This is a genomic window from Gemmatimonadales bacterium, from assembly GCA_036279355.1.
Taxonomy (GTDB): Bacteria; Gemmatimonadota; Gemmatimonadetes; order Gemmatimonadales; family GWC2-71-9; genus DASQPE01.
Genome location: DASUJH010000060.1, coordinates 226,038 through 238,811, shown reverse-complemented (window position 1 = coordinate 238,811; position 12,774 = coordinate 226,038). Strand labels below are relative to the sequence as shown.

Genomic DNA, 12,774 nt, shown 5'->3' with positions numbered 1-12,774 from the left:
CTACGGATACAACCGATAAATCTGCCGCGGAAACGCGATCGCCTCGCGAATGTGGGGGATGCCGCAGATCCACGCCACCGTGCGCTCGATGCCGAGCCCGAACCCGGCATGCACAAAGGTGCCGTACTTCCGCAGGTCGAGATACCACGCGTAGGCCCTGGGATCGAGCCCCTGCTCCACGATGCGCGCGAGCAGCTTGTCGTAATCGTCCTCGCGCTGCGAGCCGCCGATGATCTCGCCGTAGCCTTCCGGCGCGAGGCAGTCGTTGTTGAGCACCGTTCGCGGATCGTCGGGGTTCTCCTTCATGTAGAAGGCCTTCACCTGCTTGGGATAGTTGTAAACGAAGACCGGTCGCTCGAACTGCGCGGCGAGCAGGGTTTCGTCGTCGGCGCCGAGGTCGTGGCCCCACGCGACATCGCTGCCGAGCGCGTTGAGCTTGGCGACGGCGTCGGTGTAGGCGATGCGGGCGAAGGGCGCCCGCACCGTTTCGAGCATGGTCGTGTCACGCTCCAGCTCTTTCAGCTCGGCCACGCGCCGCTCGAGCGCGCGCGCCACCAGGTAGCTCACGAACTCTTCCTGCAGTCGCATGTTCGCGGCCGAGTCATTGAACGCGACCTCCGGCTCGACCATCCAGAACTCGGTGAGGTGTCGCCGCGTCTTCGATTTCTCGGCGCGAAAGGTGGGCCCGAAGCAGTACACCCGTCCGAGCGCCGCGGCTGCGGCCTCGACGTAGAGCTGCCCCGTCTGCGCCAGGTACGCCTTGCCCAGGTCGAAGTATTCGGTGGCGAAGAGATTGCCCGCCTCCTCCCCGATGGCACCGGTGAGGATCGGCGTGTCGACCAGGGTGAAGCCGCGCGCGTCGAAGAAGTCCCGGATCCCCTGCACCACCTCGTGCCGCACCCGCGCGATGGCCACCTGACGGCGGCTCCGGAGCCAGAGGTGACGGTGCTCGAAGAGAAATTGGGTGCCGTGTTCCTTGGGGCTGATCGGAAATTCCGGCGAGGTGCCGAGCACCGCGAGATCGCTGACGCCGAGCTCGAACCCGCCGGGCGAGCGCGGCTCCGCGCGGACCGTCCCGGTCATCGCAACGCTCGTCTCCTGCGTGAGCGCGCCAAAGGTCTCCCACACGCGCTCCGGCACATCCTTCTTTGCGACGACTCCCTGCACGTGCCCCGACCCGTCGCGCACGACGGCAAACGCGATCTTCCCGCTCGAGCGCGTGGTGGCGATCCACCCCTGAACGGTGACGGTCTCTCCGACATGACGAGAGAGCTCGCTGATGAGGACCTGCGGCATCGGCGCGTGACTCGCGGCTTGGGTGTTCGACACGGAGCGTGGAGACTAAGGGCCGCTTCGCACCTCGTCAACAAAGCCGGACGCGTCAGTGAGCGGTAGCCAGCGTTATGATCTCACCCGAACGAGCGAACTGCAGCGGCCGGTAGGGGCAGCTCCCCGGGGCCGCGCCCGCCCCACACGGAGCCCGTAGAGGGCGCCCGCCCCACACCGGAGCCCAGAGCTACCCGACGCGAAAGAGCTCAGTGGCCCGCGGATACCGCGCCACCGCCCGCTCCCGCACCCCGCGATGCTCCGCCCGCTGCAGCGCAGGATCGCGCGCAATCATCTCCGCCGCCAGCTCGCGCGCCCGCCCCAGCAGATCCTCATCTGCCGGCAGGCGCGCATGCCGCACCACGAGATCACCCGACTGCCGCGCCCCGATCAGCTCCCCCATCCCCCGCTCCGCCAGATCCAGCTCCGCAATCCTGAACCCGTCGTTCGTCGCCGCGAACGCCTCCAGCCGCTCAGGCACGCGATCATCCACCAGCAGAATGCAGTAGCTCGCGTCCACCCCGCGCCCGATCCGCCCCCGAAGCTGGTGCAGTTGCGCGAGCCCGAAGCGCTCGGGATGCTCGACCAGCATGATGGTGGCGTTGGGCACGTCGATCCCGACCTCGATCACCGTGGTCGCCACCAGCACGTGCAGCTCGCCCGCGCGGAAGCGGCGCATGATGCCGTCGCGCTCGTCCCCCTTCTGCCGCCCATGCACCAGCCCCACCGCGAGCGCCGGCCACCGCGCCGCGAGCGCCTCGGCCATCGTGGTGGCCGCGCGCAAGTCCGCCCGCTCCGATTCCTCGATCACCGGCAGCACCACGTACGCCTGTCGCCCCTCCGCCGCGGCGCGCTCCACGAAGGCGTACACCCGCTCCCGCTCGGCCGCGCTCCGGATGGCGGTGCGCACGGTGCCGCGTCCGGGCGGGCGCTCGCGCAGGGTGGAGACGTCCAGGTCGCCGTAGAGGGTGAGCGCGAGCGAGCGCGGAATGGGCGTCGCGGTGAGGAGGAGCACGTCGGGCGCCGCTCCCTTCGCGATGAGCGCCCCCCGCTGCTCCACGCCGAACCGGTGCTGCTCGTCGATCACCGCGAGGCCGAGCCGATGGAAGCGCGTGGTCCCCTCGAGCAACGCATGGGTGCCGACCACCAGCCGCGCGGCACCGCTCGCCAGTCGCTCGCGCACCGCGCTCTTCTCGCCCGCCGGGAGCCGGCCGACGAGCAGTTCGGGGCGGATGCCGAGCGGCTCGAGCAGCGCGGCGAGTGTGGCCACGTGCTGCTCGGCCAGAAGCTCGGTGGGCGCCATGAGCGCTGCCTGGTATTCGTTCTCCAGCGCGAGCAGCATGGCGAAGAGCGCCACCACCGTCTTGCCGGTCCCTACGTCGCCCATGAGCAGGCGATGCATGCGGTCGGCCGCGGTCATGTCGGCGGTGATCTCGTGCAGCGCGCGCTGCTGGTCCCGGGTGAGAGACCACGGGAGATGCTGGCGAAGCGCGGTCGTGAGCTCGCGCTTCACCTCGAACGCAACGCCGCTCCGCCGCCGCTTGGCGAGATGCCGCGCGCGCACCAGCATGAGCTGCAGGTCGAGCAGCTCGTCGAACGCCAGCCGGCGGCGCCCCGCCTCCGCGTCGGCCAGCGAGCGGGGCCGGTGGACGGCCCGGAGCGCGTCGCCGAGTGTGGGGAGCGCGAGGCTCTTCCGAAGCGGCTCGGGCAGCACGTCGCGCGAGGCCGCCACGAGCGCATCGAGGTGCCGCTCGACGAGCCCGCGGATCACCTTGTGGCTCAGGCCTTCGGTGGCGGGATACACCGGGAGCACCGTGCCGGCGGCGAGCGCGTCGGGTTGGCCCTCGCCATCACCCAGGATCAGATATTCGCGCGGGGCCATCTGTCGCCCATGGTAAAACCGCATCGGCCCCGACACGAGCAGCGTCTGTCCGACCGCGATGCTGCGGTCGAGAAACGCCTGTCCCGGCCAGACGCACTCGAGCAGCCCGCTGTCGTCGCGCAGCACGGCGTGAAAGATCCTGAGCCCGCGGCGCGTGGGCACGACGCCCTTCGCCACCACTCTGCCCATGCACGCGACGTCGCTCCCCACTTCCGCGCGCGCGAGCGGGGTCACGGTCGATGCGTCGACGTAGCGGTGCGGGAGGTGCCAGAGGAGATCGCGCGCGGTACGGATGCCAAGCCGGGCGAGCGCCTCCGCCCGCCGCTCGCCGATGCCCTTGAGAAATGTGACCGGCGTGTCGAGGCGGAGCGGGCTCACCTGCGGGTCACGTGCCGCCCACGAGATTGGCGGCAAAGCGCTCGGCGTCGAACGGTTCGAGGTCGTCCACCCCCTCGCCCAGGCCCACGAAGCGAATGGGAAGCGCCAGCTCGCGCCGGAGCGCCACCACAGCGCCGCCCTTGGCGCTCCCGTCGAGCTTGGTGACGACGATCCCGGTGGGGCTCACCGCCTCATTGAAGAGGCGGCCCTGCTGGATCGCGTTCTGGCCAACGGTGCCGTCCAGCACGAGCAGCGTCTCGTGCGGCGCGCCGGGCACCTTGCGCGCCACGACGCGGCTCAGCTTACGCAGCTCCTCCATGAGCCCTTCCTGCGTGTGCAGCCGGCCGGCGGTGTCGACCACGACGGTATCGGCGCCGCGCGAGCGGGCCGCGTCGAGCGCATCGAAAGCGACCGCCGCGGGATCGCCCCCGGGCGCGCCCGCCACGCACGGCACACCGATGCGATCGGCCCAGATCTGCAACTGTGCGATGGCGCCGGCGCGGTAGGTGTCGGCCGCGGCGAGGAGGACCCGCCGGCCCTGGCGCTTGAGCCGGTACGCCAGCTTGGCGGCCGTCGTGGTCTTGCCGGTACCGTTGACGCCGACGATGAGCACGACGGTTGGGCCGCCGCCGTTCCCGTCCGACTGTGCCTGCGCGATGGCGCCAGGGTCGCCCGCGGCACCGAGCATCTCGGTCAGGCGGACGCGCAGGGTGTTGCGGAGATCGGCCTCGGTCTTGAGCCGCCCCTTGCGGACCTCGTCCTCCAGCGCCTCGGTGAGCTCGACCGTGGCGGGTACGCCGAAGTCGGCCTCGATGAGAATCCGCTCCATGGTCTCGATGTCAGCCGCGTTGAGCCCGCGGATGACGGCGTTCACATCGCTGAACGCGAGCCGCTTGAGCCGCTTCCAGAGTCCCTGCTTCTGCTCGCCAAGCCGGCCTTCGGCCACGCTGCGTCTCCCGGTGATCGTTCCCCGAAAATCTAGCGGGGCCGCGGCGCTTGCCGCGCGTCCCGGGCTCGCGCTAAGTTGCCCGCACCGAACGGCCGACCCGCCGCCGCACGCGCGCCGGATCGGCCGTCCGTCAGATCGCCACCATCAACGCGAGCCTCGCATGGACGCTGCCGGTTCCGACGCTTCGCCCGACCCCGCGCCTCCCGCGCCGCCCTCCACCCCGACGAACGGCGCCGAGATGCTTCCGCGGCGCCGCTTTTTCTCCCGGCTCTCGACCGCGGTTTCGGCCGCGGCCGCGGTGATCGTCGGCGTGCCTTTCATCGGCTTTCTCGTGGCGCCGCTCGTGCGCCGGGTGCCGAGGGAGTGGCGCGCGGTCGGTCCGGTGGACCGGTTCGCCGTCGGAGAGACCGTGTCCGTAACCTTCCAGGACGCGTCGCCGCTCCCCTGGTCGGGGGTCACGGCGCGCACCGCGGCATGGCTCCGGCGCACCGAAGACGGTGGCTTCACCGCGTTTTCCGTCAACTGCACCCACCTCGGCTGCCCGGTCCAATGGATCGCCGACGCGCGGCTCTTCCTCTGTCCGTGCCACGGCGGCGTGTACAACGCCGACGGCACCGTGGCCGCCGGTCCGCCTCCCCGCCCCCTGGGTGAATACCCGGTGCGCGTGCGGAGCGGGCGGGTGGAGATCCTCACGAGCCCGATACCGTTCGCGTGAGGCCGGCACGATGAGTCGGCTCCTTGCGTGGCTCGACGATCGCACCGGCCTGGTCACCTGGACCCGGCACGCGCTCGAGCATCCGGTGCCGCCGCGCACCGGCTGGTGGTACGTCTTCGGGAGCGCCACGCTCATCGCATTCCTGCTCCAGGTGGTCACCGGTATCGCGCTCGCCACCGCGTACGTCCCCGCCAGCGGGCAGGCGTACGAAAGCCTCCGCTTCATCAGCGAGCAGGCGCTGATGGGGCGCTTCCTGCGCGGCATGCATTACTTCGGCGCGTCGGCCATGATGCTGCTCATCGGCATCCACGTGGCCCGCACCTACCTGATGGCGGCGTACAAGTATCCCCGCGAGCTCAACTGGCTCTCGGGCGCGGTGCTCCTGCTGCTCACGATCGCGCTGGCGTTCACCGGCCAGTTGCTGCGCTGGGACCAGACCGCGGTCTGGTCGGTGATCGTGGCCGCGGCGCAGGCGGGCAAGGTGCCCGTGATCGGCACCGACCTCGCGCGCTTCGTCCTCGCGGGCGACACCGTGGGCGGCGCCACGTTGAGCCGCTTCTTTGCCTTTCACGTCTTCTTCATCCCGGCGCTCGTCTTCCTGCTCATCGGGCTGCACCTGCTCCTGGTGCTCCGGCACGGCATCTCGGAGCGGCCGCGCCTCGGCCAGCCCGTCGAGGAGGCCACCTACCGCGCGCGCTACGACGCGATGCTCCGCAGCGAGGGCGTGCCGTTCTGGCCCGACGCAGCGTGGCGCGACGCCGTGTTTGGCGCGGCGGTGGTCGCGGTCATCGCGATCCTCGCCGTGATCGTGGGCCCGCCGGAGCTCGGCCGGCCGCCCGACCCGAGCATCTTGCAGGCCTATCCACGGCCCGACTGGTATTTCCTCTGGTACTTCGCGGTGCTCGCGCTCACGCCCACGAGCCTCGAGACGTTCATCATCGTGGTGGCGCCCCTCGTGTTCGGCGCGATCCTGCTGCTGGTGCCACTCTCCAACACCGGCGAGCGCAGCGTGCGGCGCCGGCCATGGGCACCGCTGCTCGTGATCGCGATTGTGACGGTGATCGTGAGCTTCTGGATCGCCGGCGCGCAGGCCAAATGGTCGCCGGATTTCGCGGCCACGCCGCTGCCGGCCGAGGTGGTGCACGACACGTCGGCGGCGGTGGTGGAAGGCGCGCGGCTCTTTCACTCGAAGGGCTGCGAGTTTTGTCACCAGATTGCCGGCCACGGGGGAGAGCGCGGGCCCGACCTCTCGAACGTCGCGAGCCGGCTCACGTCGCAGGGCATCGCCCTGCAGATCACGAACGGCGGGCCGAACATGCCGGCGTACGCGCGGAGCCTGACACCAGACGAAGTGCAGGCGCTGGTGGCGTTTCTGTCGACGCGGAAGTAGCGGTCGCTAGCGGCCGACGACGAGCAACTCGAACGTCCCCGGCACCACGCTGGGTCGGGGATGCGGGTGCTCGGGCGTCGGGGCCGGCGGCGGCCCAAATGCCGCCGTGACGAGATAAACCCGGTGGGTGCGCGGATCGAGCGCCATGGTGCGCGCGCCGCGCGCGGTGGTCACGGTCTGCGCCACGCGGGGGTGCGGGCCCCGCGCGTCGACGACGGTGAGCGTGCCGTCGCCGTTGGAGCTGAAGGCGAGCCCGGTGGCCGCGTCGAAGGCGTTGGCGTCGACGTGCGCACCGATCGGCACCGTGTCGAGCACGCGGCCCTGGTCCGCATCGGTCACCGCCATCAGTTGATTGGCGCAGCCGCTGAACAGCCGGCGCCGCGCCGTGTCGATCGCAAGCCCGCTCGGCTCCTCGCAGGGCGCCAGGGACCACGGCGCGGCCGCCGCGAGCGTGCGCGCGTCGAACGACGTGAGCTCGCTCCGGTCTTCCAGATTTACGTACACGCGGCCGCGGCCGTCCGCCACCGCGAACTCCGGCCGGCCGCCGAGGGCGATCGTTCCGACCACGGCGCCGGTCGCGGCGTCGATGGCCGTCGCGTTGTCGCTGCCGCCGTTCATGGTGAAGACCCGGCGCGTCACCGGCTCGTAGACGATCGCGTCCGGATTGCGGCCGGTCACGCGGACGCGACTCAGCACACGGAGGGTGCGCAGGTTGAAGATGGTGACGGTGGAATCCGCGCCGTCGCTGATGAATCCTCGACCGAGCGCCTGCGCGAGCGCCGTGCCGTGCACGCCCGGCGTATCCGGGATCCGGCCGATGACCGTACCGCGGTCCGCGTCCACGACGAGCACCTGCGTGGCGTGTGCGATGAAGAGCCGGCGCCGCACGGGGTCCATCGTGACGTAGTCCCACCATCCCTCGCCGCCCAGCACGACCCGACGCAGCAGGTGGTACGGCGGCCGCGGATGACTTGGCGCCGGTGCCGCGCCGGAGAGGATTGCGAGTGCCGCGCCCAGGCCGGCGATCGCGCGCATCGGGTTCTCCCGTTGGAAGGTTTGACCGCCCTACCTGAGCCCCATCCGCCGCCGCGCGAGCCACTCGCCCGCCAGGCCCACGATACAGAGCGCAAAGAGCCACGGCCAGTCCCGTGCGGAACGGCGGGAGGCTTCCGCGAGTCGCCGTGCACCATGCGGTGTGAGCGTCACGGCGCCGGGCAAGAGCTCGGCGGAATACGCCTCCACGGCCGCCATGCCGCTGCCGCCGGCCGCGAGCTGGTAGCGGTATTCGCCCACCGGAAGCCGGACGGAGGCGTGGCCGAAGCCATCGAAGCGCAGCGTATCGGCGCGCGGCGTGGCGCGCGGGAGCGTGGCGCGCACCGGCTCGCCCGGCGACGCGCGATCGTTGGTCCACGTGATCGCCGTCGGCTGCGGCGCGCCGGCGCCGGTCCACTCGAAGACCATGGGACGGCCGTTCGCCACCACCGCGCGCACCGGCCGCGCCACGCCGCGCGCGCTGTCGGCGCCCGCGAGGAGCCAGCTCACCGTGGCCGAAACCCACGCGCGATAACTCTCTTCACTCGACCCGCCGCGAAATGCCCAGCGCCAGAGCCCATCGGCGCGCACGTCGACTTCGCGGATGCGCCCGGCCGATCGGCCGAATACCGCCGGCACGCGCGGGCCCCTGCGTCCCATCTGTCCGGTGAGCGCCACCCAGTCCGGATCGGGCGAACGCGCGGGCGCGATCTGAATTGCCGGCGGAAATGAATCGAGCGGCACACCCGCGAATGCGTCGGCCAGCGGCGATGCGGCAGACGCCGCGAGATACCAGTCGCCCGGTACCGGCGGGGTGCCGGTCTCACCGCTCGGCCAGCGCCAGATGCCTCGCGCGCGGCTTCCCGCCGCGAACGCACCGACGCCGCCCTTGAGAATCAGGAGATCGGCTCCGCGTGCGGCGCGGCGCACCGCGTCCTCGGCCGCCGGGGCGAGCGATTCCATCGCGCGCCAGCGGTTCCGCTCCAGCCGCTCGAACCCGCGCAGCGGCAGTTGCGCCACGTCCTTGAGCGCGCGATACAGAAAGCGGGTGTCCCAGTCCGCGGATCCGGCAAGGAGCACGATGCCCGGCGTGGCGACGACGGTGACGAGATGAAGACGACTGTCGGTGCGGGGCTCGGCATCGCGGTGGCCGGCAAGTGCGACGCGGAGCAGATGATCGCCGGGCGCGAGCGCCGCGGTGCCGACGCGAAGCTCCACCCGCGCCTCCCGCGCGGCGCCGAGCGGCACCGTGCGCCGCGCGAGGCGGGCGTCACCCGCGTGCACCGCCACCGTGACGCTCTCCGGCACCGCATCGCCGCTCCCGCGCACCTCCGCCTCGAGCGTGAGCGAGTCGCCGCGGGTGACGCGCGCCGGGCCGGTAAGTGCGGTGATGGCGACGTCGGAGGCGGGCGCGCGCGGAAAGAGTCGGATGGCCGCACCGGCCAGGAGGTCCGGCGGAAGCTCGGCCGCATCGCCGATCTCGCCGTCGGAGACCACGACGACCGGCCGGCCCGCCGCCGCCGCCGCGGTGAGCGCCGGCCCGAGCAGCGAGCGGCCGCGGTTCGGCAACGTATCGCCCGCGCTGCCCTGCCCTCGCTCGTCGCCGAAGAGCCGCACGTCGCCCCAGCGCGCGGCGGAATCGTGCGCCTCGCGCCAGCGGCCGCCGGGCGCCGTGAGGCTGAGCGAGCCGTCGAGCAGCACGAGCGGGCGGCGTATTGGGGCCGCCACCGGACAGCCCACGTTGAGGAGGAGCAGTCCGAGCGCGCTCCACGCAATTGCGCGGCACGCAAGCGGCACGACGGCGCGGCGGCCCAGACGCTCGAGCCAGAGATAGGTGAACGCCGCCAACCCCACGGCGAGTACCACGACGAGTGCTATCACGCGCTGACGGCCGCGACCGCCTCCGCGACGGTGAACCGCCCCTCGTAAATCGCCCGCCCGACGATGGCGCCGGCGAGTCCGGCGTCGCGCACCGCGCGGAGATCGGCGAGCGTGGCGACGCCGCCGCTCGCGATCACGTCGGCGCCGAGGTGCCGGAGCGCCGCGGCGCCGGCCACGTCGGGCCCGGCGAGCATGCCGTCGCGCGCGATCTCGGTGTAGACGATGGTACGAACACCCTGGGCGACCACGCGCGCCGCGAGCGTCTCCACCCGCTCACCGGACGATTCGCGCCAGCCGCGCACGGCGGCGGCGCCGGCGCGCGCGTCGAGCCCCACGGCAATGCGCTCCGCGCCCGCGCGCGCGAGCGCCGCCGCCACGAACGCCGGATCACCCACCGCGGCGGTGCCCACGACGATACGCCCGGCGCCCAACGCAAGCGCCGCATCGACCAACTCGAGCGTCCGGAATCCGCCGCCCCACTGCACCCGCACCCGGCCGCACACGGCGCGCACCACGCGCGCGATGGCCGCGGTGTTGTCGCCCTCGCCGAAGGCGCGGTCGAGATCCACGATGTGAATCCAGCGCGCGCCCTCGGCGACGAACCGCTCGGCTACGGCCAGCGGATCCGGCTCGTACACGGTCTCGCGCGCCGCCTCCCCCTGGCTCAGGCGGACCACGCATCCCTTCCGAACGTCGATTGCGGGGTAGAGGTCCACCGGCCTAGTTCGTGAGGCCTGCCGTCGTGTGCTCGTGGGTGGCTCCGGCGATCGCGGGCGGTGGCGCCGGCTCGGGTCCAGCGGGGTGGAGGAGAAGCGTGAGGCGGTCGCGCACGGCGAAGAACGCGTCGCGATCGGCTTTGGGCACCGGTGCGCCCGAGCCCAGATCCACTCGGCGCGAGTCGCGCGCGACGCCGTTCACCCGGAACTCGTAGTGCAGGTGCGGCCCCGTGGCGAGCCCGGTGGCGCCGACATACCCGATGACTTGCCCCTGCGTCACGTGCGCGCCGCGGTGGATGCCGCGCGCGAAGCCTTGCAGGTGGCCGTAACGCGTCGTGATGTCGTTCCGGTGCTTGAGCTCGACGAGATTGCCGTAGCCCCCCGCGCGCCCGGCGCGCAGCACCGTGCCGTCTCCCGCGGCCATCACCGGCGTGCCGCGCGCGGCCGCGTAATCGGTGCCCTCGTGCCGCCGCCATCGGCCGAGGATCGGATGATACCGCGCCCGCGAGAACGCGGACGAAATCCGGCGGAACTGGACCGGCGCGCGCAGGAAGGCGCGCCGGAGCGAACGGCCGTCGGAGTCGTAGAGCGTGTTGGTGGGGTCGAAGCGGAATGCGGTGAGGCTCTTGCCGGCTACGCTGAGCTCGCTCGCGAGGATCCGTCCGAAGCGCACCTCGCCCTCCGGAGAGACCAGCCGCTCGAACACCACGTTGAACGTGTCGCCCGGCTGCACGTCGCGGGTAAAGTCCACCTCCCACGCGAACACGTCCGCCAGGTCCCAGGCGAGTCGCACGCGCTCTGGGCCCGCGAGCACGCTGTCCCGCACCTGTCCGTCGAGCGCCTCGTAGAGCGAGTTGTCGATGCCCCCCCGCACATCCATGGTATCGGAGTGCCAGACAATTTCCCGGGCATTGACCTCCCAGCCGACGGACGAGCGCTGGAAGGTGACGACCTGCTCCGGCGAGCTGCGGAGGCGAATGCGGGTGGGCGGTGCACTTGCGTCCGGGCCGTGGAAGCTCAGCACGAGCCCTGGTCGCAACCGCCGCGGGTCGATGCCGGCGTCCCGTCCGCGGTGCGCGAAATCGAGATCGGTGATGTTGTGGCGCGCGAGGACGTCGGAAATGGTTTCGCCGCGGTGCAAGGTATCGAGGGTCTCGACGGCGGGCGGGCGCCGCGGGGGCGCCTCCGGTCCGTCGACGCCAGCCGGCACCGCTTCGAGCCCGCCCGGCGCCTCGACGTTGAGCCGGCGCCACGGCCAGTGCCCGCTCAGCGCCGCGGCCGCGGCACCGCCCAGGATGAGCGCGGCGAGGGCGATGCGCGACAGCCGCATCAGTCCATCTGCCGCCGGATGAACGTCGGGATTTCCATCTCCGGCACGTCGGCGCCGGGAGGCGGCGCGACCTTGGTCTGGACCCGGGGCGCCTGCACCACCGGCCCGGCGCGCTTGGGCGTGAACGGAAGTACGCTCGCGGCCCCGGCGCCGCGGGCCCCGGGCTGACCGCCGGTGGACGCGGCGGCCGGCTGGTCGCTCGTGACCGCGCGGTCGAAGCCGGTCGCGATGACGGTGACCCGCACTTCTCCCTGCATCGCGGGGTCGCTGCCGGCGCCGAAGATGATCTCCGCGTCGTCGCCTACCGCGTCATGGATGATGTCGTTGATCTGCGTGGTCTCGCCCAGCGTAAGGTCGTCGCCGCCGATGATGTTGATGAGAACGCCCGTGGCGCCGGCGATCGAGATGTTGTCGAGCAGCGGGCTCGAGATCGCCTGCTGCGCCGCCTCGAGCGCCCGGTTTTCTCCCCGGCCGATCCCCGTGCCCATGAGCGCGGCGCCGCCGTTCTGCATGATGGTGCGGACGTCGGCGAAGTCGACGTTGATGATGCCCGTACTGGTGATGAGACTCGAGATGCCCTGGGTGGCATGGAGCAGCACTTCGTCGGCCTTCTTGAGCGCGTCCTGGAATGGAATGCCTTTGCCCACCACGGCGAGCAGCCGCTCGTTGGGCACGACGATCATCGTGTCCACGTTCTTCCGCATCTCGTTGATGCCCGTCTCGGCCTGCCGCATCCGGCGCCGGCCCTCGAACAGGAATGGCTTGGTGACGATGCCGACCGTGAGGGCCCCTGTGTCGCGCGCGAGCTGGGCCACGATAGGCGCCGCCCCGGTGCCGGTGCCGCCGCCCATGCCGCAGGTCACGAAGACCATGTCGGCGCCCTGCACCACCCCGGCGACCTCGTCCTTGTTCTCTTCGATGGCCTGCCGGCCGATTTCGGGCCGGGCGCCCGCTCCGAGTCCGCGGGTGAGCTTGCGACCGATCTGGATCTTGATGTCCGATTTCGAGAGCCGGAGAGCCTGGTTGTCGGTGTTCACCGAGATGAACTCGACCCCGCCCAACTGCTCGTCGATCATCCGGTTGACGGCGTTGCCGCCGCCGCCGCCCACGCCGATGACCTTCATCTTGGCGTTCTGGGGGGCGCCGCTCTCTTCCAGCTCAAAGATCATGGTGTG

At 71.7% G+C, this 12,774-nt stretch carries 10 protein-coding genes; 2 read left to right on the top strand and 8 right to left on the bottom strand.

Annotated features, from left to right (window positions below):
- The 3 genes from asnS to ftsY form a co-directional block, all read right to left on the bottom strand.
- Complete coding sequence (gene asnS, locus VFW66_15565) at positions 1 to 1,296, bottom strand: asparagine--tRNA ligase (GenBank protein ID HEX5388117.1); 1,296 nt, start codon at positions 1,294 to 1,296, stop codon at positions 1 to 3.
- Positions 1,297 to 1,516: 220 nt separating this feature from the next.
- Positions 1,517 to 3,586 carry an ATP-dependent DNA helicase RecG gene (gene recG, locus VFW66_15560; protein HEX5388116.1) on the bottom strand — a complete coding sequence of 690 codons (2,070 nt, stop codon included), beginning with the start codon at positions 3,584 to 3,586 and terminating at the stop codon, positions 1,517 to 1,519.
- A gap of 7 nt (positions 3,587 to 3,593) precedes the next feature.
- The gene (ftsY, locus tag VFW66_15555) at positions 3,594 to 4,532 is read right to left on the bottom strand and encodes a signal recognition particle-docking protein FtsY (GenBank protein ID HEX5388115.1); all 939 of its coding nucleotides are present in this window, start codon (positions 4,530 to 4,532) and stop codon (positions 3,594 to 3,596) included.
- 163 nt (positions 4,533 to 4,695) lie between these two features.
- Here ftsY and VFW66_15550 point away from each other — a divergent pair, with 163 nt between their 5' ends.
- Positions 4,696 to 5,250 (top strand): Rieske (2Fe-2S) protein, encoded by a 555-nt coding sequence (locus VFW66_15550; protein ID HEX5388114.1) that lies wholly within the window; start codon positions 4,696 to 4,698, stop codon positions 5,248 to 5,250.
- 10 nt (positions 5,251 to 5,260) lie between these two features.
- Positions 5,261 to 6,640 (top strand): cytochrome b N-terminal domain-containing protein, encoded by a 1,380-nt coding sequence (locus VFW66_15545; protein ID HEX5388113.1) that lies wholly within the window; start codon positions 5,261 to 5,263, stop codon positions 6,638 to 6,640.
- Positions 6,641 to 6,646: 6 nt separating this feature from the next.
- Here the strand turns inward: VFW66_15545 and VFW66_15540 are convergent, their stop codons facing one another.
- The 5 genes from VFW66_15540 to ftsZ are packed head-to-tail and all read right to left on the bottom strand — an operon-like array spanning position 6,647 to position 12,768.
- Positions 6,647 to 7,675: a hypothetical protein gene (locus VFW66_15540; protein HEX5388112.1), complete on the bottom strand. Its 1,029-nt coding sequence runs from the start codon at positions 7,673 to 7,675 to the stop codon at positions 6,647 to 6,649.
- A 30-nt stretch (positions 7,676 to 7,705) separates the two neighbouring features.
- Positions 7,706 to 9,553: a hypothetical protein gene (locus VFW66_15535; GenBank protein ID HEX5388111.1), complete on the bottom strand. Its 1,848-nt coding sequence runs from the start codon at positions 9,551 to 9,553 to the stop codon at positions 7,706 to 7,708.
- The gene (locus VFW66_15530) at positions 9,550 to 10,269 is read right to left on the bottom strand and encodes a 1-(5-phosphoribosyl)-5-[(5-phosphoribosylamino)methylideneamino] imidazole-4-carboxamide isomerase (GenBank protein HEX5388110.1); all 720 of its coding nucleotides are present in this window, start codon (positions 10,267 to 10,269) and stop codon (positions 9,550 to 9,552) included. Before VFW66_15530 ends, VFW66_15535 begins: the two co-directional genes overlap by 4 nt.
- 4 nt (positions 10,270 to 10,273) lie before the next feature.
- Positions 10,274 to 11,599, bottom strand: a complete 1,326-nt coding sequence (locus tag VFW66_15525) for a M23 family metallopeptidase (GenBank protein ID HEX5388109.1) — start codon at positions 11,597 to 11,599, stop codon at positions 10,274 to 10,276.
- On the bottom strand, positions 11,599 to 12,768 hold the full coding sequence (gene ftsZ / locus VFW66_15520) for a cell division protein FtsZ (GenBank protein HEX5388108.1): 1,170 nt from the start codon (positions 12,766 to 12,768) through the stop codon (positions 11,599 to 11,601). The genes VFW66_15525 and ftsZ overlap by 1 nt, the downstream gene beginning before the upstream one ends.
- Between the last annotated feature and the right edge of the window lie 6 nt (positions 12,769 to 12,774).

What these genes read in the sequence shown, in the direction of transcription:
- asnS (HEX5388117.1), bottom strand. Translation starts at nt 1,296, where the DNA reads ATGCCGCAGGTCCTCATCAGCGAGCTCTCTCGTCATGTCGGAGAGACC.
- VFW66_15550 (HEX5388114.1), top strand. Translation starts at nt 4,696, where the DNA reads ATGGACGCTGCCGGTTCCGACGCTTCGCCCGACCCCGCGCCTCCCGCG.
- VFW66_15545 (HEX5388113.1), top strand. Translation starts at nt 5,261, where the DNA reads ATGAGTCGGCTCCTTGCGTGGCTCGACGATCGCACCGGCCTGGTCACC.
- VFW66_15540 (HEX5388112.1), bottom strand. Translation starts at nt 7,675, where the DNA reads ATGCGCGCGATCGCCGGCCTGGGCGCGGCACTCGCAATCCTCTCCGGC.
- VFW66_15525 (HEX5388109.1), bottom strand. Translation starts at nt 11,599, where the DNA reads ATGCGGCTGTCGCGCATCGCCCTCGCCGCGCTCATCCTGGGCGGTGCC.
- ftsZ (HEX5388108.1), bottom strand. Translation starts at nt 12,768, where the DNA reads ATGATCTTTGAGCTGGAAGAGAGCGGCGCCCCCCAGAACGCCAAGATG.